Genomic DNA, 25,325 nt, shown 5'->3' on the forward strand with positions numbered 1-25,325 from the left:
AGGAGCGACGCCATGCTGATCTGGATGCGAAGCGAACCCCGCGAAAACGAGGCCCGCGCGCCGATGGTGCCTAAAGGTGCTGCACAACTGGTGGCGAAAGGCTGGCGCGTGATCGTTGAAGACGCCGCTGAACGTTGCATCGCGACGGACGACTACCGCGCAGCTGGATGTGAGATCGTTCCTGCGGGTTCATGGGTCGACGCGCCGCGTGAGGCGATCATCCTTGGGCTAAAAGAACTCCCCGAGGACGGCACACCGTTGCGCCACCGTCACATCATGTTCGGCCATGCCTACAAAGGCCAAGCATCAGGTCGTGTTCTGTTAGACCGTTTTAAAGATGGTGGCGGTACGTTGCTTGATCTGGAATATCTGGTGGATGAAACGGGCCGCCGCGTGGCTGCATTCGGATACTGGGCAGGTTACGCGGGTGCAGCGCTTTCCGTTATGGCGTGGGGGCACCAACAACGCGACGAGGTTCTGCAGGCGGTCGATGCATTCGCTTCAGCAGAAACAATGGCGACCCAAGTGCGCAACACCATCGACAAGGCACCAACCGCACTGATCATCGGCGCATTGGGACGCGTTGGAAGCGGTGCAACGGATTTGTGCAAGGCTGTTGGCATAGCCCCGACTGGTTGGGACATGGCAGAAACGGCGCACGGCGGGCCGTTCCCAGAAGTTTTGCAACACGATATATTGTTGAACTGCATTCTCGCCCACGAAGGCGCACCAGTTTTCGTGCAGGCCGATGCGGGCGCTGCGGCGCGCAAACTTTCGGTGATAGGTGACATTGCCTGCGACCCAGAAAGCGCGTTTTCACCAATCAAGGTCTACGGCCAAACAACCACATGGGACACGCCCACACTGCGTGCACACGAAGCACCGCCGCTGGACGTCATGGCAATTGATAACTTGCCGTCCTTGTTGCCTGCTGAAAGCACAGACGACTTTGCACGCCAGTTGTTGCCGCATTTGTTGGTGCTAGATCAACTCGACACAGGTGTTTGGGGGCGCGCAAAAGACACATTCCGAAGCCACCTTTAAGCCGCGCTAGTAAAGTTCGTCCTCCTCGGAAGACGCAGAGACGCCCAACGCATCTAGTCCATTTTCCAGATGGTCTGCCAAATGTGGCGATCCGCGCAGATAATCTTGTGTTGGCGTCGTCGCTTCATCTAATGCGGTTTCGAACGCTTCGTCCCACTCGGACGCATCAAAGCTATCCCGCCCAATCCACATGATCGCAACGAGGCTGGCCTTTTCCTCATCCCGCAGGCCAGTAATGAAGCTTTCAAACTGGCCACGGTTTCGGGCCATATCACGCGCTAGGATTATGACCTCGGCGACCTTATCAGCGTTAATTCTCATTGTTGGTCCTCCTTATTGCTAGGTCTAACTTGGCAGCTTCATACGCTACCTACGTTGATCTAGAACAAAGCGGTCATTGGCCCGTTACGGGTTCACGAACGCAAAAGGCACCCGCAGTTACCTGCGAGCGCCTTTCAATAAATATAGTTGCGCGAACTTATGACGGCAGGGAAACCCAGCGCATTCCAGTTGCTTCACCTGTTGTCAGGTTGTTCACTTGGCCCAAACCCGACGGAACGTCACCTGGATCCAATTGCAAAACCATCTGCAATTCTTCGTTTCCGTAAGAAACGCCCGTTTCAGTTGATACCAAATCAAAAGTCGCGCCGTTGGAAAGGCGAATGCAGGACTTCGCAATAAAGTCGTTGCCGCACGATACGATCACCGCTTGCTCAGGCGGGTCAGTCAGAACCGATTGGTAGTAGAACGTCAGGGTATTACCAGGCGCAAAAGGCCCAGTTTCACCGCCTGGCAATTCCGCCAGACAACCGGACAACATTGTCCCCATCAACGCCATTAGCGCCGTTTGTTTAATTCCACGCAAGATCACGATTCACTCCTCGCCAAGTCAAATAACCATCGCCACCGGGCGACAAATAAAACGTGCGGTCGCGATATGCGCCCGTCACAACAAAATAGTCTAGTGTACGTTCAACATGACCAACGCGTCCTGTGCCACCACAAATATGCGTGCCGTTCCGGCATGGCGTCAGCGAATAGGTGTGCAAATCGCCATGCTCATTCGCGACGACATAAACGCGACCTGTATCAAACGGCAGATCACGGTAGGCGACATCAATGTCGCGGCGGGTTTCATCAAGAAGGTTCACGTTTTCTACGGCGGTACGTACCGCTGACATATCAACGCTCATGCAAGCTGTAAGAGCCAAAGGGCAGAGAGTTGCCAATAGAGTCCGCATATTAAAGTCCCCCAGTTGCAGGCAACGTACCGCTCACGTTGCATTGTCTCAATAGGCATTTCGCCTTGTGGTTTTATGTACGCCCGAACAGCCGCTCAATATCGGTCAACTTAAGTTCAACATAGGTCGGGCGCCCGTGGTTGCATTGACCTGACCTTGGCGTCGTTTCCATCTCTCGCAGCAATGCGTTCATTTCTTCGCCACGCATAACGCGACCCGTGCGAATAGACCCATGACAGGCGACGCGGCTCAGAATTGCTTCAAGCTTTTCCTGCACCAATGTGCTGGACCCTTGGTCGCTCAACTCATCCAGAATATCGCGCAGCATCGCCTCTGCGTTGACCTCACCTAAAATCGCGGGAGTCTCACGCACGGCAATTGCGCCACCGCCAAACGCTTCGATCGTCAGTCCGAAACGCGTCAAATCATCCGCCACCGACAAAAGTTGCGCTGCATCCCCATCCGACATCTCAATGATCTCTGGAATCAAAAGCGCCTGCGCGGCGACGCCGTTCTCGGCCATCTGGGATTTCAGCTTTTCGTAAACAAGACGTTCATGGGCGGCATGTCCATCAACAATGACAATCCCGTTTTCGGTTTGCGCGATGATGTAATTCTCATGCACTTGCGCGCGCGCCGCCCCAAGGGGGCGCTCCTCGGCGCGTGGTTCATCGTCGACCACATCAACACGGCCAGACATATCTGGCGTCATTTCCGCAAAGCCCATTGTGGTTTCGGGCGCACGGTACGCAGGTCCATTCCCCCGATGCTGGCGATCCATCTGATAGACACGCCCTTCGGTTTGCTCGGGCTGCAATGCGCTCAGGGTTTCGTTGGCGACTGTCGTTGACGCGCGATGACCTGCATCGGCCAAGGCAGCCCGCAGCCCGCTAACAATAAGGCTGCGCACAACACCGGGGTCACGAAACCGCACCTCGGATTTCGCAGGATGCACGTTCACATCAACACGCGTCGGATCAAGGTCAATGAACAGGCATGCGGCTGGGTGACGGTCACGGCTGAGCGTATCCATATAAGCCCCGCGCAATGCCCCGATCAGAACCTTGTCGCGCACAGGGCGGCCATTCACGTACAAAAACTGCTGCACTGCAGAGCCGCGCGAATAGGTCGGCAGCGCCGCGTAACCCGTTAGATGCACATCCTCGCGGATCACATCAATCGGCAGGGCATTGTCGGCAAAATCCTTACCCAAGACACTGCGCAAACGGGCATGAAGCCCCTCAAACATGTCCCCTGTTTCTGCATCTGCGCGAAACGTCACGCGGGATTTCCCTTGAGACACATCCGTTAGAATAAAGGTCACAAACGGCTCCGCCATCGCAAGACGTTTTATTACATCATTGATCGCCTGCATCTCAGCGCGATCAGTGCGCAGGAACTTTAGACGCGCAGGCGTCGCATAAAACAAATCGCGCAACTCAACGACAGTCCCTGTCGTGAGGGCAGCAGGGCGAACAGCATCATGTTCACCACCGGAAACTGAAATTTCAGCGCCCTCGCCATCGGCCGTGCGGCTGCGGATCGTCAGACGGCCAACGGCCCCTAAAGACGGCAACGCCTCGCCACGAAATCCGAAACTGTGAATGTTAAGCAGATCAGTTCCGTCGATCTTTGACGTTGCATGACGCGACAGCGCGAGCGGCAGATCATCCGCCGTCATTCCCACGCCATTGTCCGTCACGCGGATCAGGGTTTTGCCGCCATCGGCAATGGAAATTTCAACCCGCGTGGCCTTCGCATCAAGCGCGTTTTCCACGAGCTCTTTCACAGCAGAAGCAGGGCGTTCAACAACCTCACCCGCAGCAATACGGTTGATCGCAGCATCATCAAGCTGTCGAATAACGGGGCGTTGAGCGCCTATGTTGGGGTCAGGTGATGACATAACGCTATGGATAGCATGTCACCGGCCGATTCTGACAGGGTTATTGATAGTTAATCGCTGCTTTCCAAACCGTCAGGCTGACCAACAACAACGAAGTGCAAACCATCAGGGTTCAACAGCTCCGCCGCGACACGGTTCACGTCATCCAGCGTAACCGCGTTCACAAAATCATTGCGATTCACGATGTATTCCGGCGTTAGATCCGTCCACTGCATCCCAGCAAGAATCCCTGCGATTTCGGCATTGCCATCAAACCGCAACGGATAGGCACCCGTCAGATAGGTTTTCGCCTGTTCCAACTCTTCCGCACTTACGCCTTCACTCGCCATCAGTGCCCATTCCGCGCGCACCACATCGACGACTTCTGCCATCGTCGCGTTCGCAGAAGCAACGGAACCAAGGTAGATCTCGCTACTGGTTTTGGGGACAAGGAACGTTGAAATCCCATAGGTCAGCCCGCGTTTTTCACGCACTTCGTGCATAAGGCGGCTTTCAACACCGCGCCCACCAAGTACTTCGTTCAACAAATATGCCGCGAAAAAGTCGTCGTCGTCACGTTCAATACCGGCGTGGCCAAACAAAGCGACCGACTGCGGCGTGTCGAATGGCACGACTGTCAGGCCACCGTCCAAACCAAATTCCACACGCGACGGCAGTTCAGGGCCGTCCACTGGCAAATCACCCAGCAAGTCGTCCATCAACGCGCCAAGCTCCTCAGCAGAAATATCACCAGCGGCACCCACATAAATGCGGGACTTAACCAGCGCATTGCGGTGCGCTTCGAACAGGTCAGCTTGCGTCAATGACGCGACGGTTTCGGCCGTGCCATCAATCGAAGACCCATAAGGATGATCGCCAAACGCAGCGGCATCAAACGCGGCGCTTGCGATGCTGTCAGGATCTTGCGCGTCTGAACGAAGGATGGATTGCACCTGCGCACGCACGCGTTCAATTGAATCTTCATCAAAGCTCGGGTCGGACAACGCATCGCGCAGCAAAGCCATGGCTTCACCACGGTTTTCAGTCAGGAATGTCGCGGTTATCGCGATTGAATCGTCATGGGCACGAAACCCGAATGACGCTGCAATGCCTTCAAGCGTTGCTTGGAACTCACGCGCGGATAGGTCACCTGACCCTTCTTCCAGTAGCGCCATCATCAGGTTCGTGGCACCCCGTTTACCGGGCATGTCCAACGAAGCACCGCCATCAATTATTATCTCAAGCGCGACAAACGGAATCGATTCTTCCTGTACCAGCCATGCATCGATACCACCGGGTGACGTCACCTCTTGGATTTCCATTTGCGCGTGGGCGCTGGCAGCGGAAAGCGTCAGGAATACTGCAAATATATAGCGGATCATTGAAGAATCTCCCGGCTTGGAACAACCCAGCCTGTAACGGATTGGTCGCGATCTAAAACGCGTTCGGCGGCTGCAAGCACGTCTTCTGCCGTGACCGCCTGTAAAATGTCGGGCCATGCTTGCACGTCCTCAACCGTAAGGCCGGACGTCAACGCGGCACCGTAGCGGCGTGCCAACCCACCAACATTATCACGGGCGTAGATTTCACCCGCCTTCAACTGGGTACGCAGGGCTTCCATACGAACTGGATCGATGCCGTCTTCAAGGAACGCAGCGACCGCTGCATCCATTGCGTTCTCGGCGTCTTGTAAGGTCACGCCTTCTGCGGGGACCACAGTAAGGCCGAACGTACCATCATCAAGGTTTAGCCCGTCATAAAATGCCCCCGAATAAACAGCCGTGTTCGTATCAAACTGCAATGCAATCCCAAGCGCTGACGTAAACGGCGACCCACCCAGAAGTTCCGCCAAATAGGTCAGCGCGGCGGCTTCCTCCTGCGCACCCTCATCCCGCTCGGGCGCAATATAGGTGCGGCTGATATAAGACTGCGCGACCCGCGGGTCTTCAAATATTAGACGGCGCTCTGCGGTTTGCGGTGGTTCCTGCGTGCGGAAGCGTTCCGGCAAATTCGGTTCAATCGGAAGCGGGCCATAGTGTTCTTGGGCCAACGCCAAAACCTCGTCTGGCTGCACGTCACCCGCAACGACTAGGATCGCGTTATTGGGCGAATAATAGATATCGTAGAACGCCAGTGCATCCTCCATATCGAGCATTTCCATCTCGTGTTTCCATCCGATGATTGGCACGCCGTATCGATGGTTCAAAAACTGCGCTGCCCGCATCTGTTCACGCGCCAGCGCACCGGGGGAATTTTCGGTGCGTTGGTTGCGTTCTTCCAAAATAACGCCACGCTCAGTCACGATATCTTCTTCGGTCAGCACCAGATTGTTCATGCGGTCAGCTTCATATTGCATCATCAGCGGCAAGCGGTCCGCCGCTACGCGCTGGAAATATCCCGTGTAATCATAGCTAGTGAACGCGTTATCCGAGCCACCGTTCTCCGCGACGATGCGCTGGAACTCACCTGATTCAACTGTGTCTGTCGCCTTGAACAGTAGATGTTCGAGGTAATGCGCCACACCAGAGCTGCCAACAGGTTCATCCGCGGACCCCGCGCGATACCACAGCATATGAACGACAACCGGCGCACGGTGATCTTCGATGACCACAACGTCCATTCCATTATCGAGCTGATAGGTTGTGACCTCTTCGGCGAGGGTCGTCGTGGCAAACACGGCAAGGGCCGCAGCTAATAGGCGCATCAAATTACTCCGCAAATGTCTAGAAAGAACCTACGCCTCACAGGGCGAGCTTCAAGAGGCCATACGCGGTTGTGAGGTAGATGTTAGTTATTGTGGTGGCGCAGTCGGTGTCGCAATACCCGCATCACGGAACCGCTGAAGTTCTGCGTAAGCATCAAGCGCTTGGCGCGAATAGGCCCCGAAATAACGATCACGGCCACGGAAGAACCCGAAACGGGTCTGACGATTGCGGAGTGCCGCATCCTCAGTCGCAAGCGTCTGGCGAATTGCAGGGTCAACACCATTGCGGCCAGCCGCAGTAACCAACGCACCATCACCCGCCGGAATACCGTTCGGGGTCAGCGCATTAGGATTACCGCCAAGAACAGCGACAGCATCAGCGTTCGGGCGCGGGTCTGTCAGGTTAGCACCACCAGGTGTGGGCGTTGGAAGGTTCGTGATGTCAGTCGGCAAAGTCAGCGGTTGCATTGGCAACACGCGGAATTCATCCGGGCCACCGCCATTTGAACGCAGGTCACGCAAGCCACGATCACCGCCCGCGCAGGCGGAAAGCATCGCAATCATTCCGAAACATAAAATCAGTTTCATTCTACCCTCACGTCTTCCTTAAGGCGTTTTAGCGTAAACCTAGCGGCACGTCACGCAGTCTTCTTTTTGTTGCCGCCATCGGTGAACAGCACAAGGCCAATTGCGCCAGCAAAGATGGAAATATCCGCGATATTGAACGCATAAGGGTTGTTAATTCCGCAGCAAGACATGTTGATGAAATCCGCGACTGCGCCATGAATAACGCGATCCACAACGTTGCCCAGCGCACCGCCGACTAACAAACCCGCACTGATATAAGCCCACCGCCCGATGTTCTTTTCACGGCGGATCCACCAGATCACGAAGGCCGAAATGGCCAATGCCACCCCAATCAGAACCCAACGCATGTCAAAATCAGCAAACAGGCCGAAGTTCACGCCACGGTTCCACGCCATACGCAAAGTCAGGAACGGCGCGAAAACGTCATAAGTTTGGTTTGGTTGTGCCGGAAGGTTCACCAGATAAAGCACGACATATTTCGTCGCTTGATCCAGTAAGAAGATCCAAAAGCCTGTCCAAAATGTAAGCCGCATCAACGTGGCCCTTTCAACGAATTGTTAGTGCCGAAAATGGCGCATACCCGTAAAGACCATCGCAAGACCGGCCTCATCGGCGGCCGCAATCACTTCGTCATCTCTCATAGACCCACCAGGTTGGATCACGCAAGACGCACCAGCCGCAGCAGCTTCAAGCAAACCGTCTGCGAATGGGAAGAACGCGTCTGACGCGACAGCCGCACCTTTGGCGAGGCTTTCCGGCAAACCAAGTGCATCCGCCATACGTTGCGCTTTGGTCGCAGCAATCAGTGCTGAATCAACACGCGACATTTGCCCAGCGCCAACACCCACAGTTGCACCATCTTTCACGTAAACAATCGCGTTGGATTTCACGTGCTTGGCTACTTTCCAAGCAAACAACAGATCAGCAAGCTGTTCATCCGTCGGTGCTACCTTGGTCACGACCTTCAGGTCAGCCGCTGTAATGTGTCCATTGTCTTTGTTCTGCATCAGATACCCACCGGACACTTGGCGAATGGTTTCAGCGACTGCCATCGGATCGGCCAACCCGCCAGTCGTCAGCAAGCGCAAGTTTTTCTTCGCTGCGAACATCGCTTTGGCTTCATCCGTTACGGACGGCGCGATGACAACTTCAGTGAAAATGCCAGTGATCGCCTCAGCGGTTTCCGCATCCAGTTCACCATTCAACGCGATGATACCACCAAACGCAGACGTCTGATCGCACTCAAACGCCGATTTGTAGGCTTCGGCCAGTGTTGCACCCTTTGCCACGCCGCACGGGTTCGCGTGTTTGATGATCGCAACCGCGGGGCCATCTTCGGCGCTAAACTCGCTAACCAGCTCGAACGCGGCATCGGTGTCGTTGATGTTGTTATAAGACAGTTCTTTACCCTGATGCTGGGTCGCTGTGGCAACGCCTGCGCGGTTAGAACCATCAGTGTAAAACGCCGCCGCTTGATGTGGGTTTTCACCGTAGCGCAATGTTTGCGCCAATGTGCCCGCAACAGCCTTGCGGCGTGGTGCAGCGTTTCCAATGGCACCAGCCATCCATGTGCTGACAGCCGCATCATACGCCCCCGTGCGTGCATATGCGGTTTGTGCCAACGTCTGGCGGAACGCGAATGACGTCGCGCCGTCGTTGGCGTCCAGCTCAGCCAGCAGTGCGTCGTAATCTTCAACATCAACAACCACGTTCACGAAGGAATGGTTCTTCGCCGCCGCGCGGATCATCGCAGGGCCACCAATGTCGATGTTTTCGATCATTTCGTCGTACTCAGCACCGCGCGCCAAAGCCGCTTCAAACGGGTACAGGTTCACAACCAACAGATCGATCGCGTCAATGTTGTGCTCTTCCATCGCTGCGACGTGTTCATCGTTGTCACGCAGCGCCAAAAGGCCGCCATGCACACCGGGGTGCAACGTCTTAACACGCCCGTCCATCATCTCAGGGAAACCTGTCACATCCGCCACATCGCGAACCTCAAGGCCCGCATCACGCAGCGTCTTGGCGCTACCACCTGTCGAGAGCAGCTCAACACCGCGCGCCGCGAGCGCCTTTCCCAGTTCAATTAGTCCAGTCTTGTCAGAAACAGACAGCAAAGCACGGGAAATAGGGTGAAGGTCAGTCATGTGGGCCCCCTCAGGCAAATCAATCATCCAGTTCCGAACCGGTCTCTCGTACGTCGCGCAACGCAGTTGGCGTGTCTTGCGCTTTGGACAAGGACCAGCGGATGCGGGTCGCATATGTCATTGCGCGTCCGGATAAAACCACCTGTTGCGTCGCACGCGGGCGCAAACGCCCATTTTCTAGATAAACTGACGGTTCAAGGTGCAATTCACCGGCTCCATCATGGCGAAACACCCAGATTTCACCCGATTTCTGCGTCAACGAGATCGCCGCGCCGCCTAAATCAATCTCTGCATCGACCTCTGGATGCAGATGGAACCGCACAGACCATGGGATGCCTTGCAGCTTTTCACCGTCCAACGCGCGGTCAAACTTCGGCTCATCAACCTTATCGAGAATCGTTAACAGGTCTTCACCAGCCAGTGCGCGCCCGTCTTGGCTAAGGTCCAGCGTGCGCACATGGGTCAGACCGTGTGATGCGCGGTAACCATCGTGGGCCATGGCAAGGCGACTACCATCCGTGAGGGCCGATATTTCGGATTGAACATCTTTGGGGCCAACGCTCAAACGTTCAACACCGTCTTTACCAACCACAATCCGTGACGAGGAAACGCCCTCAATCGAAAGCGTTGAATGACTCGGCGTGGCGCGTCCAGCGCGACGCCATTCGGGACCAAAGCTGCTTCCTGATCCGCAATTCACAATTAACGGACGCCGTCCCGATGTAAGCTCAAACGCGAGGGTTGATGCATGGGCCTCTGCATCAGCTGCACCGCTCGGCGGTGCGGCAACATCAGCAATCAAGCTGGTGCGCCCTGCGTGCATACGCCCATAGCCCATGTGCAACCCGTTGTCCGGTTGTTCCAACGTACCAACAGACGCCAACGCCTGATCAAGCCAGCCATCCAGCCCGCGCCCGCCACCATGAAAACGTGCCAACCCACCATCAGAATGACGCATCGCACGCAGTGCAGGTGCAATCCGTGCCATAGCGGCGCTTAACGATTGAGGAACCTCACGCTCGGCATCGCGCAAAGCGGAATCAACCCAAGTAAATAGAGTTAGAATTTGCAGCAACTCTTCGGGGTTACGTGATGGAATGCCACCATCAGGTCCGATCTGGCTTTTGCAATCGCGCATCAAGACTGAAACCGCAGGCTCTACACGATCTTCCATACCTTGCAGCGACAGACCCGCATAAATCATACCCGCGAGGGCCTCAAACCTTGGCAGCCCAGCGCGCGCGACATGCCAGCGACGCGAAAGAAAGATCGCCTGCTGCGCAGCGGATCGAAAATACGCTTCCGATGTTTCCTTATCAGCGCCACGCAGCAAGAAAAATCCATGTGCGATCCAGCGGATCAGGCGACGCCCCGTAATGTCAGGCGTCCACCCTGCCCCGCGTCCGTGGCCGTACCGGGCAATCCAGTCAACCAACCAGCTTTGCGCAAGTTGACGTGCTTTCACGTCCCCCACGGCCGCCAGATCATCAAGCCATTCAAATCCGTGGGCAGAATTCGTTGACGTATCAACCCGTTCTGCGGCTTCCCAAATGCTCATTGATGGAGCTTCGATCAGATGGCCAGAGAACAGGAAATTGCCAGCAAGCAACTGACGGCCCCGCGCAAAATGGCCAATCATCTTTGGTTCAGGGTTGGACTTAAACCCAGTTGCGGGGCGCGAACGCGCTGCACGGCGCGCATGCAGCCGGTTCATAAGACGCACGCGTCTTGAATAGGTGTCAGTTGTGTCGACCACGTCGTCTTGCCTCTCGCCCGTGCTATTCAGCATCTTTGCGTTATGGCCTTATACGTTGGGTCGCGCTCTAAGTCACTGGGGCTTTCGCAATTGCGCGATGTAAAACCCGTCCATCCCGCCTTGCTCGGCCCAATAATCAGGCCGCAAGCGCAGTCCACCATCCTCTGTGCGCCATGCGGCATCAATACCACTGCGCTCAAGCGCGGCGGCTTCAACTTTCAGACCAGCGTGGCGTTCCAGCGCTTCTTCAACCTGAACTTCGCCCTCATCCGGCAACAGCGAACAGGTGCAAAACACCAAACGCCCACCCGGTTTAAGCAAGCTAAGCGCGTGGTCGATCATCCGCGCTTGCTGATCAATCAGCATCCCAAACTCAGACCCATCTTTGGCATAGGGCAAATCAGGGTGACGGCGGATCGTGCCAGTCGCTGAACACGGTGCATCCAACAAAATCGCATCAAACCCGTCTTCGGTGAATGCAAATGCATCCGACTTAACGGTCTTTGCGCTTAGCCCTGTGCGTTTCAAGTTTTCACCAACACGGATCATACGCCCCTCGGATGCGTCCACAGCAGTCACATCAGCGCCAGCAGCGGCCAGTTGCATGGTCTTCCCACCCGGTGCAGCACATAGGTCGAGGATTTTTTCTCCCTTTTGCGGGTCAAGCACCAGCACTGGAATCGCGGCGGCAGCATCTTGAACCCACCAATCACCCGCCTCAAATCCGGGCAAGGCGGACACTTGACCTGCATCCTTCAACCGGATCGACCCAGTCGGCAAAATCTCGCCCTTCAATACGTCATTTGCGGCCTTCACATCGCCCTTAACCGTAATATCAAGCGGCGCACCGGCAAACTGAACCGCTTCGATCGCGGCGATAACCTCAGGGCCGTACGCGTCTTTAAGTGGCTTGCGCAACCAACCGGGCATGCGTGGAAGTGCGAGCTTGGCCCAACCTTCTGGCCCTTCAGAGGCAACCTTGCGCAAAACCGCATTCACCAGCCCCTTCATGGAAGACGTACGCTTGTTGCGTGCGACCATTTCGACACCAGCGTTCACAACGCCATGCGCCGCTTCACCACCCGCAAGCTCAACCGTGCAAAGACGCAGCACGTTGCGCACCTGCAACGGCGGAGTTTTCTGCAAGAACCGCGCAAGCATCCGGTCCGCACGCGCCAAACCGCGCAATGTCTCTGTCGCTAGGCGCTGGGCGCGGGCGCGATCTTCTGGCGACAGGTGCTGTAACGCCCCCTCACCGATCACCTCGGGAAGCAATTTCCCCTCTCCGGTGACCTGATCGAGCATGTAAAGTGCGGCCCTGCGTGGCCCGAGGCCCTGTTGCTGCGACATCTGTTATCCTTGGCTATTGATCGCTGCGGGGTATATCACACATACAACCACCGCAAGGAGCCGACATGAGTGATCCGCACAAAGACCTGCCCGATGCCGCCAAACGCGCACTGGCAGAAGCCGATGAACGTCGCAAAAACGACAAATCCGCTGACCTGCCAGCAGAGCTCGGGGGCCGCGACGGGCCAGAGCCCGTGCGTTTTGGCGATTGGGAGAAAAAGGGTATCGCAGTCGACTTTTAACTTACCAATCAACGGTTCCGGTAATCAGCCCTCAGACAACCCCAGAACATCAAGCATATCGTAGCTGCCTGGCTTCTTGTCTTGACCCCAAATCGCGGCTTTCAGTGCGCCACGGGCAAAAATCGCGCGGTCCGTGGCAATATGGGTCAGCTTGATACGCTCCCCAGCGGCTGCAAACAGCACATCATGTTCACCAACAATGTCGCCACCACGAATGGCGCTGAACCCAATGTCGCCACGCGTGCGTGCACCTGTGATTCCGTCGCGACCAGAATCGCTCACGTCACTTAGCGATACACCGCGCCCTTCGGCGGCAGCTTCACCCAACATCAAAGCCGTACCTGACGGTGCGTCGACCTTATGGTGGTGGTGCGCTTCAATAACCTCGATATCGAAATCTTCATCAAGCGCTGCAGCAACCTTTTTGGTCAGTTGCACCAACAGGTTAACGCCCAGCGACATATTCCCTGCCCGCACAATCACCGCGTGATGCGCAGCGGCGTCTAGCTTTTTAATATCCTCGTCCGTCAGCCCCGTCGTGCCAATAACATGCACAGCGTGCGCCTGCGCTGCCAATTCTGCGAACCCAATCGTCGCTGCCGGTGCTGTAAAATCAATAATTGCTTGGGCTTTGGCAAATGTTTCAACCGGATCATCACTCACGGTAACGCCCAACGCCACACCGCCCATCGCAACACCTACATCCTGACCGACCCAATCATGGCCTGTGCGTTCCAACACACCAACCAATTTACACGCCTCGGACGCCTGAACAGCATTGATCAACATCTGACCCATACGGCCAGATCCACCTGTCACCACAATCCCTGGCAAATCCGTCATGTTGTATCCTTCCGTCACATTGGCGTTGGCATGCTTGGCAAGCCGCCCCACACCCCTTACATGGGCTGCATGGCAAAGAACAGTTTTCAAGGCAAGGACGGTCCATCAACGCGGCAATTGCGCGTTGGCGAATTGATCCGTCGAACAATGTCGCAGCTTTTGCAGCGCGGTGAGGTCCATGACCCCGACCTGCAACGCATGTCTATTACCGTAGGCGAAGTGCGCATGACCCCCGATCTTTCGATCGCGACCTGTTTCGTTCTGCCCCTTGGTGGCAAGGATGCAGACCTCGCGATTGCGGCACTCGCGCGAAATAAGGGTGAGCTTAGGCACCTCATTTCCAAAGACGTAAAGCTCAAGGTCACGCCGGACCTGCGGTTCCGTATCGACGATATGTACGACCGCATGGACGCCACCCGCGCCATGTTCGCAGAAGACCGCGTCGCCAAAGACGTCGCAGCACCTGATTCTGACGAGGACGCGTAATGCGTTGGCTGGCCGCTCTCGCGCTGCTGGCCTCTCCTGCGGCCGCCGAAGACCACCTCGAGGTGGTCTGTGATGACGTAAGCCACCTTGGTGCATCCTATACGCTATGTGAAATACCGGCTGGCAGCGATATGCAGCTGTTCTTGCGTGATGATCAGGGCGCAGTGTTGGGCAGCTTTTCCGCCGTCGAAGAGAACGAAAGCCGTCCGTTACTGTTCGCAATGAATGCCGGCATGTACCACGCTGACCGCGCGCCCGTTGGCCACTATGTCGAAGATAGCATCGAGGAAATGCGCGTTATCACCTCGGATGGCCCCGGTAATTTCGGCCTCCTCCCAAATGGTGTTTTCTGCATTGGTGATGGTCTGCACGTTTTTGAAACGAACGACTATGTCACCCAAACTCCGACCTGTGAGTACGCGACCCAGTCCGGCCCCATGTTGGTGATTGATGGCGCACTGCATCCTCGCTTCATTCCAAACGGCACGTCGAAATTCATCCGCAATGGTGTTGGAACGTTTGAAGACGGTTCACTCTCTGTGTTCGCGATCTCGAACGAACCCGTAAATTTTCACAACTTTGCCACCCTGTTTCGCGATGTCATCAACGCGGACAACGCACTATACTTCGATGGTAAAGTAAGCCGCCTATATTCCCCGTCGAACAACCGGTCCGATTTTGGCTGGCAGCTTGGCCCAATCGTAGGTGTGCTCGCGCCGCAATAGCCACTGCTTGACGCCACGGGTTGGGCAGACTACCCCGCCCGCTTGACCTGATTTCCGGAGTTCTTCACATGGCACGTAAACGCAAAGGCCGCGACCTGCACGGGTGGCTTGTGGTGGATAAACCTGCGGGAATCACCTCGACATCTGTCGTGAACAAAGTGAAATGGGCGCTTGATGCAAAAAAGGCTGGCCATGCCGGCACGCTCGATCCCGAAGCAACCGGTGTTTTGGCCGTGGCTTTGGGCGAAGCGACCAAGACAGTCCCCTACATCACGGACGCGCTAAAGGCCTATACCTTCACCGTGCGCCTTGGTCAGAAAACCAACACCGACGATGCAGAGGGCGAAGTCACTGACGAAAGTGACAAGCGCCCAACCGACGATGAAATCAAAGCACAGCTCGGGCAGTTCGTTGGCGACATCATGCAAGTCCCACCGTTGTTCTCCGCCGTTAAAATCGACGGTCAACGCGCCTATAAACGTGCACGTGACGGTGAAGACTTCGAAATCGATGCCCGTCCCCTTTGGGTTGAAGAACTGCTGCTTATCGACCGCCCAGATCAGGACCACGTCACCCTAGAAATGACCTGCGGCAAGGGCGGCTACGTTCGCTCAATCGCACGTGACTTGGGCGAAGCACTAGGCTGTCACGGCCACGTGCGCGAGCTGCGCCGAGTCTGGTCCGGCCCGTTTGACGCCAAAGACGGCGTCACGCTTGAACAGCTGGACGAGAATGCCAAAACCGAAGCGCTCGATCACTTAATCCTCCCGCTTGAAGTAGGCCTCGATGAATTGCCCCGCGTGCATTGCCCAGAATCCAGCATCATCAAACTGCGCAACGGCAACCCCGCGCTTGTCATGGGCGATGTTGAGTATGGCGATGAATGCTGGGCCGAACATGATGGCCAAGCGATCGCCGTCGGCATCTTCAAAGCAGGTGAAATTCACCCAACGCGGGTTTTCGTGCGTTAACGATGCTGGTCTATCAGGATCGGATTGCCATCCGGATCAATAACCACAAATGACCCGATACCGGTGTCTTCTCCGGCTTCTTGGCTCACCTCATGCCCCGCAGCTTTCACCTTGGCCTTAATATCACGCACATCGTCAAACGGATTCACTTCGCCCGCTGACTGGTCCCACCCTGGGTTAAACGTCAGCATGTTTCGCTCAAACATACCCTGAAACAGCCCAACCAGCGTCTCGCCGTTCTTCATTATTGCGTAATTATGCTCAACTGTTCCGCCAAAATGGATGAACCCTAGGTCCCCATAGAACGCCATAGATTTACTGAGGTCTTTGACCGTGAGACTGATTGAAAATGCGCCGAGTTTCATGATGTATCCTTTCGATTTGGCCCTACCCTAGCACAAATTGGCCAAGGTCGGCATAAGCACCCCATGATCACACGCACACATACCAAAGGCGACGCACCCTCAACCGCCATTTATTCTGATTGCGAACGCTACCGTTATTCCCTGACGCGGATATGGGACGACGCCGGAAGCAAGGTGCATTTCGTTATGCTCAACCCTTCCACCGCAACCGAAGTGCAAAATGATCCAACCGTTGAGCGCTGCGAACGTCGTGCGCGCGCGTTGGGGCATGGCGGCTTTCGCGTGACCAACATTTTTGCGTGGCGCGATACAGACCCACGCAACATGCGCGCCGCCGCCGAACCAATCGGCGAAGCGAACGACGACACAATCCGCGAAGGCGCGGCTTGGGCTGATGTCACGATTTGCGCGTGGGGCGCACATGGGGAACACCTAGCACGAGGTGCCGAAGTCGCCGTGCTTTTGCAGAAAACCGGCGCCGATCTGATGCATCTAGGGCTGACCAAAGCAGGCCACCCAAAGCACCCCCTCTATATCGCCTACACCCAACAACCTGAGCCTTGGCAGCGCCCTTAACGCAATACGTTGTTAACCAGTTAGCTATTGTTTTAAGGATTTTGAGAGCCTTTGAGTGTATCCACAGATCAATGCAGGCCATGTGCTTGTCGTTTGAAAAAGGTCATTTGATATGCTCGCAATCCTAGGTCTCCTCGGCGTCGCCCTCGCTGGAACTGCATTTGTCAGCCTTCCAACTGGAGGCGAACAAGGTGACGCCCCCGAACCTGAAGAGAATATCGATAATGGTCTTCAAGATACCGATTTGTTGGATCTTGCAGCGCCGAACGATAGCCTCATTGGGTCAGATGACGGTATCACGGCTGAAACAACCGACGGGTACGACGAATTCTATGGTGGCGATGGCGCTGACATTGCCAACGGGCAGGACGGCGGTGACTATCTTGATGGCCGCGGCGGCGATGACACGCTGCACGGTGACGCCGGCGATGACCATATTCACGGCGGCGCTGGCGACGACGAAGTTGCAGGTGGCGACGGCGATGACCTCGTCTTCGGCTACATTGGCGATGACGACATGACAGGCGGAACCGGCTATGATTCCCTCATCGCGGGTGACGGCGACGATGCGCTTGATGGCGGTGAAGGAAACGACACGCTTCTTGGCGGATATGGCGATGACACGCTGATCGGCGGCGCGGGGAATGATAACCTTCAAGGCAGTGAAGGTGACGATCTGATCGATGGCGTCACTGGTGAAGAAACCGCCGAAAGGGACTACCTCAATGGCAGTGAAGGGCGCGACACGCTGATCGGCAATGACGGCGATGTTATGTCAGGCGGCGCAGACAGTGACCGCTTTGAGGTCGACAGTGGCACCGTTTCCATCATGGACTACTCCGACGAGGATGTGTTGGTCCTTAATTTTGAAGGCACCCCTCCGGAATTAACCACGCAAACCACGTCAAACGGGACAGTGCTCCTTGCAAATGGCGCTCCGGTGGCTTCGCTGTTCGGCGTGACATCATTTGATGTCGGCACGGTCCAACTCATCGCTTCTTAATTCCAGTTCACCAACGCGTTTGTATTTTTCCTTTGCCTAAACGGGGGAATCTTCCTATACGCCCGCAATCATCCCCAATGTACTGGGGGTGTTCACCCTCCACGGGCCCTGCTGGACGACATCCCGGCTTGTGCCATCCACCCTTTTGATAAGGAGACCCCGATGTCGATTACTGCTGAAGAAAAAACACGCTTGATGAAAGAATTCGCGACCAAAGAAGGCGACACAGGTTCGCCGGAAGTACAGGTTGCTATCCTTACATCCCGCATCACGACACTCACAGAGCACTTCAAGACCCACAAGAAAGACAACCACGGTCGTCGTGGTCTTTTGAAAATGGTTGCTCTGCGTCGCAAGCTTTTGGACTACACCAAAGGCAAAGATGAGGCCCGTTACCAGGACCTGATCAAACGTCTCGGCATCCGTCGTTAAACCGACAATTCGCAGAATTGGCGGAGTGCGCAGGCAGCGTTTTACTTCAAAACGCGTTGCGCACCCCGTTTCAAGTTCTCGCCAAATTATTCGAAACCGCCCCAGCCTCGCTCGGGCGGTTTTGTTTTGCCCGCAAGCAGGATAGCTCTCACCTATGGACATTTTCCTCATCACCGCCCCTGGTCTGCAAGACCTTCTCGCGACTGAAGCCCGCGAAAAGGGCTTCAAGGTCACATCCGTAATTGCAGGCGGTGTTACGCTGCGCGGTGAATGGCCAGAGGTTTGGCGCGCTAACTTGCAACTGCGCGGTGCAAACCGTGTTTTGGCCCGCATCACCGAATTTCGCGCGCTTTACCTGTCGCAACTTGAACTGAACGCTAAAGAATTCGACTGGGCTGAAATCTTGCCCCACGGTTCCGAAATCAAAGTTGAGGCGACATGCCATAAGTCGAAAATTTACCATGCCGGGGCCGCCAAGGAGCGTGTGGAAACCGCGCTTTCGCTGAGCGGCTACATCATTGCATCGGGCGAGATTGAGGTTGACTACAACATTCGCGTTCGGATTGACCGCGATATCGTTACGTTTTCTCTCGATACGTCTGGCGAGGCCCTGCACAAACGCGGGTACAAAGAAGCGGTAAACAAAGCCCCGATGCGCGAAACGATGGCGTCTTTGTTCCTACGCGAGGCAGGCTTCACCGGAAAAGAACCGCTTTATGATCCCATGTGCGGGTCCGGCACGTTTCCGATTGAAGCAGCCGAAATCGCCCTGCGTCTTGATTGTGGTCGGGCGCGGCCCTTCACGTTCCAATCCCTCCCGCATTTTGATCCAGACACCTATGAGGCTATGCGCAGCCCACTGCGCGACGCCGCATTCAATGTCTACGGGTCTGACCGAGATGCTGGTGCGATTGCGATGAGCCAAGCCAACGCCGAGCGCGCAGGCGTAAGCGACATTTCAGAATTTTCCGTCAAGCCAATCTCTGAAATCACAACACCTTGCGAAGACAAAGGTCTGGTTATCGCCAACCCGCCTTACGGCGGGCGCATCGGAAATAAGAAACCGCTGTTCGGGCTATACGCATCCTTTGGCGAACGCCTGCTGGCTGAGTTCAAAGGCTGGCGTGTTGGGATCATCACCACTGAACCGAGCCTCGCCAAGGCAACCAAGTTGCCGTTTAAGCCTGTTGGGCCAGTGGTAGATCACGGTGGCATGAAGGTGCGCCTGTATCAAACCGCCCCATTATAAAAGTTCGACGGAAAACGACGGCCGCTACGTAGTATCTGTGATATCATGCGTCGCATAAACGCACGCCACAAACGGGAGCTTCCAATGTCCATTTCACATCATCCATTCACAGCTGCAGTACTAGCCTGTGCTTTCGTAACCCCTGCTTTCGCCGATAGCACCGATGATCGCCTTCACGAAATCAGCCACCAGTTCGAAAACGCGAACGTCATCAGCGGGCCTGAACTTGTTGATTGCACATTGTCCGGCGGTGCGGAAACCACCTGCTTCACCATCACCGTGAAAGCCGAGCCGCAGGATTACGAACCCGGTCCATGGTGTCCGACTTCTGTCAGTGATGGGCCAGAATTGGCGGGCAAATGGTTTGTCGAAGGCGCGTTTGTCGATGCAGATGGCGCGTTCATGTCCTCATTGGCAGATGTTTACGATGATCCGAAATGGCAAATGGTTGATCCGGAGACGGGTGAGATCAAGGTCACCGACACGATTGAGCAATGCGCCGCAGCCGCGCGCCCTAACGTTGGTCCTGAGTACGAAAACTTCTGCGTTGTGTGTGAACCATCTTACATGGATGAAGATGCGACAGTGACGTACACGATCCCGCTTGAACCAATTGCACAAGACAACCCGACACCCACAAGCCAAACCGGATCAGGCGTCGCTTTCAACGGCGTGCGCCTTGATGGCCCAGCGCCTGTTGATGCCATTCTTGGTGCCTACACGGTTGCACCCTTCGATGACTGTGGCGGGCACGTGAATTTGCATGTGGGTTACCATTACCACGCAGCGACCGATTGCCTCGAAACCACGGCACAAGTTGACGAAGGCGATGCGCCGATCATCGGTCTTGCGATGGACGGTTACGACATTCGCGCCAACCTCGGTGTGGCCGAGACCACTCTGGACGAATGTAACGGCCACGATCAAGGCGACGGGTATCACTATCACGCTGGCGAAGAAGGCGCGAACCTGATCCTTGGCTGTATAACGGCCCAAACAGGATGTGTCGCCGAAGAACCCGGCCAGACCTGCAATGCGTCGGCACGCCCCTAAGACGCCCCTTGGGGAGCCTTAAAACACAAGGCTTCCCAAACGTTACTCCCTCATGTAAACGCCACTTATCTGAGACATGCGCATATGACTCCGGCGCATGCAAAAAGGATCAGGGGTCGGTGGCAATGGGGCCACCAATGATACGAGGGACTTGGGAACGCCCAAGGGTGCCCTCAAATAGGAAACGATAATGTTTAAAGAAGTTAAAAAATCCATCCAGTGGGGCGAAGAAACGCTGACACTGGAAACAGGTAAGGTTGCGCGTCAGGCAGACGGCACCGTCATCGCGACATACGGCGAGACAACTGTTATGGCGAACGTCACGTTCGCAAAGAAGCAAAAGCCGGGCCAAGATTTCTTCCCGCTGACAGTTCACTACGGTGAAAAGTATTACGCCGCCGGTAAAGTTCCAGGTGGTTTCTTCAAGCGCGAAGCACGCCCAACAGAAAAAGAAACACTGACAGCCCGCCTGATCGACCGTCCGATCCGCCCGCTGTTCGTTGATGGTTTCAAGAACGAAGTACTGGTTATCTGTACTGTTCTGTCCCACGACCTCGTTAACGACCCAGACATGGTTGCAATGATCGCGGCATCCGCTGCGCTGACGATCTCTGGCGCGCCGTTCATGGGCCCAATCGCTGCTTGCCGCGTTGGTTTTGAAGATGGCGATTACATCCTGAACCCTGAAATGGACGACATGCACAAGCTGCGTGAAAACCCAGAGCAGCGTTTGGACCTTGTTGTTGCAGGCACCAAAGACGCCGTGATGATGGTTGAATCCGAAGCATACGAACTTTCTGAAGACGAAATGCTCGGTGCAATCGAATTCGCTCATGAGCAGATCCAGCCGGTTATCGACCTGATCATTGATCTGGCCGAAGACTCAGCCAAAGCACCGTTCGACTTTTCCGCACCTGACTATTCCGACCTGTCCAAGGCTGTTGCCAAGGCTGGCGAAAAGCAGATGCGCAAAGCGTTCGCGATTTCCGACAAGCAGGAACGCACAACGGCTGTTGGCGAAGCACGCACAGCGATCAAAGAAGCGCTGAGCGAAGAGCAGCTCGAAGACGAGAACCTCGGTTCCGCGATGAAAGGCCTTGAGGCTTCCATCCTGCGTGGTGACGTTGTTAAGACTGGTAAGCGTATCGATGGTCGTAAGACTGACGAAATCCGCGACATCGTTTCCGAAACTGGCATTTTGCCACGTACACACGGTTCCGCATTGTTCACACGTGGCGAGACACAGGGTCTTGTTGTAACGACATTGGGTACTGGCGACGACGAGCAGATGATCGACAGCCTTCAGGGCATGTATAAGTCGAACTTCCTGCTGCACTATAACTTCCCTCCTTACTCTGTTGGTGAAGTTGGTCGTTTCGGCCCTCCAGGTCGTCGTGAAATCGGCCACGGTAAGCTCGCTTGGCGTGCGCTTCAGGCGGTTCTGCCTGCGGCAACTGATTTCCCATACACCGTTCGCGTTGTGTCAGAGATCACTGAATCCAACGGTTCGTCTTCTATGGCGTCCGTTTGTGGTGGCTCCTTGTCCATGATGGACGCGGGTGTTCCACTCAAAGCACCAGTTGCTGGTGTTGCGATGGGCCTGATCATGGAAGACGATGGCAAGTACGCCATTCTGTCCGACATCTTGGGTGACGAAGACCACCTCGGCGACATGGACTTCAAGGTTGCTGGTACGGAAAACGGCATCACATCCTTGCAGATGGACATCAAGATCGCAGGCATCACGCCAGCAATCATGAAAGAAGCGATGGCACAAGCCAAAGCGGGCCGCGTTCATATCCTTGGCGAAATGAACAAAGCGCTGTCCTCAGCGGCTGAGTTCTCCGAGCACGCACCACGCATCGAAACGATGCAGGTTCCAACGGACAAAATCCGTGAAGTGATCGGTTCTGGCGGTAAAGTCATCCGTGAAATCGTTGAAGTGTCCGGCGCTAAGGTCGACATCAACGACGAAGGCATCATCAAGATCGCTAGCCCGAACGGCGAAGCCATCAAGAAAGCCTACGACATGATCTGGTCCATCGTAGCTGAACCTGAAGAGGGCATGGTTTACACGGGTACTGTTGTGAAGATCGTAGACTTCGGTGCATTCGTGAACTTCTTCGGTAAGAAAGACGGCCTTGTGCACGTTTCTCAGATCGAAAACCGTCGCCTGAACCACCCATCTGACGTTCTGAAAGAAGGTCAGGAAGTTAAAGTTAAGCTTCTGGGCTTTGACGACCGCGGCAAGGTTCGCCTGTCCATGAAGGTTGTTGATCAGGAAACTGGTGAAGAAATCAAAGAAGAGAAGAAAGAAGACTAAGTCTTCGATCACACTTCGAATAAGGGTCCCGATGGAAACATCGGGGCCTTTTGCGTTTCATGGGTATGGGAACCCTGACCTAGTCGTGATCAGCAGAACCTTGCCGACCACCCCCAACACAGGGCATACAACCCACAGTTAATGTATTTCTGGGGAAGTCTGATGATCACGCGCCGCCATTTCTTGAACACAGCCGCTGCTACAGCTGGCCTTGCTGCCACCTCAACGAACGCACAGGGCTATCTGATCCCAGAACAGCAATTGCCGCGCGTCGTACGTATTGACCGCGACTATGCCCCCGGCGAAGTCCACGTAGAACCGGGTAGCTTCAAACTCTACTTCATGCTCAGCCCTGGTCTTGCGATGGAGTATTCTGTTGGGATTGGCCGCGCGGGTCTTTATGAATCCGGTGATTTTATCATTCAGGTCAAGAAAGAATGGCCAAGCTGGACCCCGACACCAGACATGATTGAACGCAGCCCAGAATCCTACGCGCAATACGCTGATGGCATGGAAGGCGGCATCAACAACCCGCTTGGCGCCCGCGCACTGTACCTGTTCAAAGGCAACCGCGACACGTTCCTGCGCATCCACGGCACCAACGCACCCCGCACAATCGGCAGCGCCGTTTCAAATGGCTGCGTGCGCTTGGTGAACAGCCACATTTCGGATTTGTACAACCGCGTGCCACTGAATACGCGTGCTGTTCTGCACTAAATGCTGTTAATTCCGGCGTGACAAAAAGGTCCCTGCATTTCGCATGGGGCCTTTTTTATGCAATTTCCCCTATGTGTAGTGTCCAATTTTGATTCATTCTCTCCATTAACTGCTCAAACAATGGGCAGATAACGGAAAGGGAACATCATGAAAAAACCATTAGCTGAGTTTATCGGCACTTTCACACTCGTCCTACTGGGCTGCGGTTCAGCAGTCATTGCAGGCGACGCAATCGGCTTCACAGGCATCAGTTTTGCCTTCGGCCTCGCACTCATTGGCATGGCATACGGCATCGGCGCTGTATCCGGTTGCCACATCAACCCAGCAGTATCTTTGGGCGCAGTCGCCGCTGGTCGCATGACCGTTGGCGAAGCAATTCCATACATCATTGCACAAATCGCAGGCGCAATCGCGGCTTCGGCAGTTCTATACATCATCGCATCCGGCAGCGCGGACTTCGCAGGCGGCACGGGCGCGAACGGCTGGGGTGAAGGCTACCTTGGCGAATATAACATGACATCGGCATTCGTGTTCGAAGTTGTAGCGACGTTCCTGTTTATGGTCGTCATCCTCGGCGCGACAGGCAAAGGCGCACCAGCGGCTATGGCTGGCCTTGCGATTGGTCTGACACTCGTTGTCATCCACCTTGTGGGTATCAACGTGACAGGTGTTTCCGTAAACCCTGCACGTTCCATCGGACCAGCTCTGTTTGCTGGCGGATCCGCGATCGCGCAGCTCTGGTTGTTCATCGTGGCACCTATCATCGGTGCTGTTGCAGCGGGCTTGTTGTTTAAATCCGGCTTGCTTGACGCAGACGACGCATAAGCAACCACCCATAGAACGCAAAAGGCCCCGCCAATTGGACGGGGCCTTTTTTAATGTCGGTTAGCTGGCCTTACTTCGGCAGCTTCGCCATCCGCAGGTACGGCAGCTTGGTGTCGATGGCGCCGTACTTGGCAATCGCGTCCTCATCAGACACGGCAACCGGAACCACAACATCCTGACCAACAGTCCAGTTCGCGGGTGTCGCCACGTTTTCACGCGCCGCTGTTTGCAAACCGTCAAGCGCGCGCAAAACTTCAGCGAAGTTACGGCCCACGTTCATCGGGTATGTCATGGACAGCTTAAGCTGCTTGTCTGGACCAATGATAAAAACGGAACGCACAGTCGCGGAATCCGCAGGCGTGCGGCCATCGGGCATGTAGGCTTCGGCTGGCAACATGTCGAACGCCTTCGCCATCACCAAGTCAGAGTCAGCAACAATCGGAAAACTCGCCTTCGCGCCGCCAACGGCTTCGATGTCAGTCTTCCATTTCTTGTGCTCTTCAACACCATCAATGGAAATACCCAGAACTTTGGTGCCACGTGCCTCCCATTCATCAGCAAGCTGCGCGACAGCGCCGAATTCAGTTGTGCAAACGGGTGTGAAATCTTTCGGGTGGCTGAACAATACAGCCCAAGAATCGCCAACCCAGTCATGCAGGTTGATCGTGCCGTGGTCGGTCTCAACAGTCATGTTTGGAATCGTGTCGTTGATACGCAAGCCCATGTCGGGTCTCCTTCTTGATTACATTCAATGGACATATATGTCCGGTGATTGAACAGTTCCAGCACCCAAGGGTCACTCT

General features: G+C 55.4%; 27 protein-coding genes. 13 read left to right on the forward strand and 14 right to left on the reverse strand.

The genetic code is table 11. The features are described 5' to 3' along the window. Positions 1-12: 12 nt before the first annotated feature. Positions 13-1,044, forward strand: coding sequence for a saccharopine dehydrogenase (locus tag OSB_RS14720; protein WP_049835699.1), 1,032 nt, complete (start codon positions 13-15; stop codon positions 1,042-1,044). 6 nt (positions 1,045-1,050) lie between these two features. On the opposite strand, the gene OSB_RS14725 is transcribed toward OSB_RS14720, so the two are convergent. The 11 genes from OSB_RS14725 to OSB_RS14775 all read right to left on the reverse strand — a co-directional run bounded on the left by OSB_RS14725 (position 1,051) and on the right by OSB_RS14775 (position 12,712). Further along, positions 1,051-1,365, reverse strand: a complete 315-nt coding sequence (locus OSB_RS14725) for a DUF3775 domain-containing protein (RefSeq protein WP_049835700.1) — start codon at positions 1,363-1,365, stop codon at positions 1,051-1,053. A 157-nt stretch (positions 1,366-1,522) separates the two neighbouring features. Further along, entirely contained in the window at positions 1,523-1,915 is a 393-nt protein-coding gene (locus OSB_RS14730; RefSeq protein ID WP_234967421.1) for a hypothetical protein, read from the reverse strand. Beyond that, positions 1,896-2,225 (reverse strand): hypothetical protein, encoded by a 330-nt coding sequence (locus tag OSB_RS14735; RefSeq protein WP_049836198.1) that lies wholly within the window; start codon positions 2,223-2,225, stop codon positions 1,896-1,898. The genes OSB_RS14730 and OSB_RS14735 overlap by 20 nt, the downstream gene beginning before the upstream one ends. 133 nt (positions 2,226-2,358) lie before the next feature. Next, on the reverse strand, positions 2,359-4,188 hold the full coding sequence (gene mutL, locus OSB_RS14740) for a DNA mismatch repair endonuclease MutL (RefSeq protein ID WP_049835702.1): 1,830 nt from the start codon (positions 4,186-4,188) through the stop codon (positions 2,359-2,361). A gap of 50 nt (positions 4,189-4,238) precedes the next feature. Continuing rightward, positions 4,239-5,549 (reverse strand): M16 family metallopeptidase, encoded by a 1,311-nt coding sequence (locus OSB_RS14745; RefSeq protein ID WP_049835703.1) that lies wholly within the window; start codon positions 5,547-5,549, stop codon positions 4,239-4,241. Beyond that, positions 5,546-6,871 (reverse strand): M16 family metallopeptidase, encoded by a 1,326-nt coding sequence (locus OSB_RS14750; RefSeq protein WP_049835704.1) that lies wholly within the window; start codon positions 6,869-6,871, stop codon positions 5,546-5,548. The genes OSB_RS14745 and OSB_RS14750 overlap by 4 nt, the downstream gene beginning before the upstream one ends. An 87-nt stretch (positions 6,872-6,958) precedes the next feature. After that, complete coding sequence (locus tag OSB_RS14755) at positions 6,959-7,459, reverse strand: DUF3035 domain-containing protein (RefSeq protein WP_049835705.1); 501 nt, start codon at positions 7,457-7,459, stop codon at positions 6,959-6,961. A gap of 50 nt (positions 7,460-7,509) precedes the next feature. After that, a complete protein-coding gene (gene lspA / locus OSB_RS14760) occupies positions 7,510-7,992 on the reverse strand; it encodes a signal peptidase II (protein WP_049835706.1) in 483 nt (160 codons plus the stop codon). A 24-nt stretch (positions 7,993-8,016) separates the two neighbouring features. After that, on the reverse strand, positions 8,017-9,606 hold the full coding sequence (gene purH / locus OSB_RS14765; RefSeq protein WP_049836199.1) for a bifunctional phosphoribosylaminoimidazolecarboxamide formyltransferase/IMP cyclohydrolase: 1,590 nt from the start codon (positions 9,604-9,606) through the stop codon (positions 8,017-8,019). A 19-nt stretch (positions 9,607-9,625) separates the two neighbouring features. Then, complete coding sequence (locus OSB_RS14770; RefSeq protein ID WP_082166481.1) at positions 9,626-11,395, reverse strand: heparinase II/III family protein; 1,770 nt, start codon at positions 11,393-11,395, stop codon at positions 9,626-9,628. Positions 11,396-11,434: 39 nt separating this feature from the next. Beyond that, the gene (locus OSB_RS14775; protein WP_049835707.1) at positions 11,435-12,712 is read right to left on the reverse strand and encodes an RsmB/NOP family class I SAM-dependent RNA methyltransferase; all 1,278 of its coding nucleotides are present in this window, start codon (positions 12,710-12,712) and stop codon (positions 11,435-11,437) included. A 65-nt stretch (positions 12,713-12,777) separates the two neighbouring features. Here OSB_RS14775 and OSB_RS14780 point away from each other — a divergent pair, with 65 nt between their 5' ends. Continuing rightward, positions 12,778-12,954 (forward strand): DUF1674 domain-containing protein, encoded by a 177-nt coding sequence (locus OSB_RS14780; protein WP_049835708.1) that lies wholly within the window; start codon positions 12,778-12,780, stop codon positions 12,952-12,954. 24 nt (positions 12,955-12,978) lie between these two features. Here the strand turns inward: OSB_RS14780 and dapB are convergent, their stop codons facing one another. Then, positions 12,979-13,797: a 4-hydroxy-tetrahydrodipicolinate reductase gene (dapB, locus tag OSB_RS14785; RefSeq protein WP_049835709.1), complete on the reverse strand. Its 819-nt coding sequence runs from the start codon at positions 13,795-13,797 to the stop codon at positions 12,979-12,981. Positions 13,798-13,866: 69 nt separating this feature from the next. Between dapB and rbfA the strand changes: the two genes are divergently transcribed. From rbfA to truB, 3 genes are all read left to right on the forward strand, one after another. Then, a complete protein-coding gene (gene rbfA / locus OSB_RS14790; protein WP_049836201.1) occupies positions 13,867-14,283 on the forward strand; it encodes a 30S ribosome-binding factor RbfA in 417 nt (138 codons plus the stop codon). Then, complete coding sequence (locus tag OSB_RS14795) at positions 14,283-15,008, forward strand: phosphodiester glycosidase family protein (RefSeq protein WP_049835710.1); 726 nt, start codon at positions 14,283-14,285, stop codon at positions 15,006-15,008. The genes rbfA and OSB_RS14795 overlap by 1 nt, the downstream gene beginning before the upstream one ends. A 68-nt stretch (positions 15,009-15,076) precedes the next feature. Next, complete coding sequence (gene truB / locus OSB_RS14800; RefSeq protein WP_049835711.1) at positions 15,077-15,979, forward strand: tRNA pseudouridine(55) synthase TruB; 903 nt, start codon at positions 15,077-15,079, stop codon at positions 15,977-15,979. On the opposite strand, the gene OSB_RS14805 is transcribed toward truB, so the two are convergent. After that, positions 15,976-16,344, reverse strand: coding sequence for a VOC family protein (locus OSB_RS14805; RefSeq protein ID WP_049835712.1), 369 nt, complete (start codon positions 16,342-16,344; stop codon positions 15,976-15,978). The two genes, truB and OSB_RS14805, sit on opposite strands and share 4 nt — an antisense overlap. 63 nt (positions 16,345-16,407) lie before the next feature. Between OSB_RS14805 and OSB_RS14810 the strand changes: the two genes are divergently transcribed. The 8 genes from OSB_RS14810 (at position 16,408) to aqpZ (ending at position 24,522) form a co-directional block, all read left to right on the forward strand. After that, on the forward strand, positions 16,408-16,920 hold the full coding sequence (locus tag OSB_RS14810; RefSeq protein ID WP_049835713.1) for a DUF1643 domain-containing protein: 513 nt from the start codon (positions 16,408-16,410) through the stop codon (positions 16,918-16,920). A 112-nt stretch (positions 16,921-17,032) separates the two neighbouring features. Continuing rightward, on the forward strand, positions 17,033-17,923 hold the full coding sequence (locus OSB_RS14815) for a calcium-binding protein (RefSeq protein WP_049835714.1): 891 nt from the start codon (positions 17,033-17,035) through the stop codon (positions 17,921-17,923). Between the two features lie 162 nt (positions 17,924-18,085). Then, the gene (rpsO, locus tag OSB_RS14820; protein WP_049835715.1) at positions 18,086-18,355 is read left to right on the forward strand and encodes a 30S ribosomal protein S15; all 270 of its coding nucleotides are present in this window, start codon (positions 18,086-18,088) and stop codon (positions 18,353-18,355) included. Between the two features lie 154 nt (positions 18,356-18,509). Further along, positions 18,510-19,604, forward strand: a complete 1,095-nt coding sequence (locus tag OSB_RS14825) for a THUMP domain-containing class I SAM-dependent RNA methyltransferase (protein WP_049835716.1) — start codon at positions 18,510-18,512, stop codon at positions 19,602-19,604. Between the two features lie 84 nt (positions 19,605-19,688). Continuing rightward, positions 19,689-20,657, forward strand: coding sequence for a YHYH protein (locus OSB_RS14830; RefSeq protein ID WP_074202287.1), 969 nt, complete (start codon positions 19,689-19,691; stop codon positions 20,655-20,657). A 190-nt stretch (positions 20,658-20,847) separates the two neighbouring features. After that, on the forward strand, positions 20,848-22,980 hold the full coding sequence (gene pnp / locus OSB_RS14835; RefSeq protein ID WP_049835717.1) for a polyribonucleotide nucleotidyltransferase: 2,133 nt from the start codon (positions 20,848-20,850) through the stop codon (positions 22,978-22,980). A gap of 162 nt (positions 22,981-23,142) precedes the next feature. Further along, complete coding sequence (locus OSB_RS14840; protein WP_049836202.1) at positions 23,143-23,697, forward strand: L,D-transpeptidase; 555 nt, start codon at positions 23,143-23,145, stop codon at positions 23,695-23,697. A gap of 147 nt (positions 23,698-23,844) precedes the next feature. Next, complete coding sequence (gene aqpZ, locus OSB_RS14845; RefSeq protein WP_049835718.1) at positions 23,845-24,522, forward strand: aquaporin Z; 678 nt, start codon at positions 23,845-23,847, stop codon at positions 24,520-24,522. Positions 24,523-24,592: 70 nt separating this feature from the next. Here the strand turns inward: aqpZ and OSB_RS14850 are convergent, their stop codons facing one another. Further along, positions 24,593-25,246: a peroxiredoxin gene (locus OSB_RS14850; RefSeq protein WP_049835719.1), complete on the reverse strand. Its 654-nt coding sequence runs from the start codon at positions 25,244-25,246 to the stop codon at positions 24,593-24,595. Positions 25,247-25,325: the final 79 nt, after the last annotated feature.

Origin of the sequence: Octadecabacter temperatus, assembly GCF_001187845.1 — a bacterium.
GTDB lineage: Bacteria > Pseudomonadota > Alphaproteobacteria > Rhodobacterales > Rhodobacteraceae > Octadecabacter > Octadecabacter temperatus.

Coding starts and splice junctions, on each gene's coding strand:
- OSB_RS14775 (WP_049835707.1), bottom strand. CDS start 12,712: ATGTCGCAGCAACAGGGCCTCGGGCCACGCAGGGCCGCACTTTACATG.
- OSB_RS14795 (WP_049835710.1), top strand. CDS start 14,283: ATGCGTTGGCTGGCCGCTCTCGCGCTGCTGGCCTCTCCTGCGGCCGCC.
- OSB_RS14755 (WP_049835705.1), bottom strand. CDS start 7,459: ATGAAACTGATTTTATGTTTCGGAATGATTGCGATGCTTTCCGCCTGC.
- OSB_RS14720 (WP_049835699.1), top strand. CDS start 13: ATGCTGATCTGGATGCGAAGCGAACCCCGCGAAAACGAGGCCCGCGCG.
- mutL (WP_049835702.1), bottom strand. CDS start 4,188: ATGTCATCACCTGACCCCAACATAGGCGCTCAACGCCCCGTTATTCGA.
- OSB_RS14850 (WP_049835719.1), bottom strand. CDS start 25,246: ATGGGCTTGCGTATCAACGACACGATTCCAAACATGACTGTTGAGACC.
- OSB_RS14815 (WP_049835714.1), top strand. CDS start 17,033: ATGCTCGCAATCCTAGGTCTCCTCGGCGTCGCCCTCGCTGGAACTGCA.
- OSB_RS14830 (WP_074202287.1), top strand. CDS start 19,689: ATGTCCATTTCACATCATCCATTCACAGCTGCAGTACTAGCCTGTGCT.
- aqpZ (WP_049835718.1), top strand. CDS start 23,845: ATGAAAAAACCATTAGCTGAGTTTATCGGCACTTTCACACTCGTCCTA.
- purH (WP_049836199.1), bottom strand. CDS start 9,606: ATGACTGACCTTCACCCTATTTCCCGTGCTTTGCTGTCTGTTTCTGAC.
- rbfA (WP_049836201.1), top strand. CDS start 13,867: ATGGCAAAGAACAGTTTTCAAGGCAAGGACGGTCCATCAACGCGGCAA.
- OSB_RS14745 (WP_049835703.1), bottom strand. CDS start 5,549: ATGATCCGCTATATATTTGCAGTATTCCTGACGCTTTCCGCTGCCAGC.
- OSB_RS14780 (WP_049835708.1), top strand. CDS start 12,778: ATGAGTGATCCGCACAAAGACCTGCCCGATGCCGCCAAACGCGCACTG.
- dapB (WP_049835709.1), bottom strand. CDS start 13,797: ATGACGGATTTGCCAGGGATTGTGGTGACAGGTGGATCTGGCCGTATG.
- truB (WP_049835711.1), top strand. CDS start 15,077: ATGGCACGTAAACGCAAAGGCCGCGACCTGCACGGGTGGCTTGTGGTG.
- OSB_RS14770 (WP_082166481.1), bottom strand. CDS start 11,395: ATGCTGAATAGCACGGGCGAGAGGCAAGACGACGTGGTCGACACAACT.
- OSB_RS14825 (WP_049835716.1), top strand. CDS start 18,510: ATGGACATTTTCCTCATCACCGCCCCTGGTCTGCAAGACCTTCTCGCG.
- OSB_RS14840 (WP_049836202.1), top strand. CDS start 23,143: ATGATCACGCGCCGCCATTTCTTGAACACAGCCGCTGCTACAGCTGGC.
- rpsO (WP_049835715.1), top strand. CDS start 18,086: ATGTCGATTACTGCTGAAGAAAAAACACGCTTGATGAAAGAATTCGCG.
- OSB_RS14735 (WP_049836198.1), bottom strand. CDS start 2,225: ATGTCAGCGGTACGTACCGCCGTAGAAAACGTGAACCTTCTTGATGAA.
- OSB_RS14750 (WP_049835704.1), bottom strand. CDS start 6,871: ATGCGCCTATTAGCTGCGGCCCTTGCCGTGTTTGCCACGACGACCCTC.
- OSB_RS14805 (WP_049835712.1), bottom strand. CDS start 16,344: ATGAAACTCGGCGCATTTTCAATCAGTCTCACGGTCAAAGACCTCAGT.
- pnp (WP_049835717.1), top strand. CDS start 20,848: ATGTTTAAAGAAGTTAAAAAATCCATCCAGTGGGGCGAAGAAACGCTG.
- OSB_RS14810 (WP_049835713.1), top strand. CDS start 16,408: ATGATCACACGCACACATACCAAAGGCGACGCACCCTCAACCGCCATT.
- OSB_RS14725 (WP_049835700.1), bottom strand. CDS start 1,365: ATGAGAATTAACGCTGATAAGGTCGCCGAGGTCATAATCCTAGCGCGT.
- lspA (WP_049835706.1), bottom strand. CDS start 7,992: ATGCGGCTTACATTTTGGACAGGCTTTTGGATCTTCTTACTGGATCAA.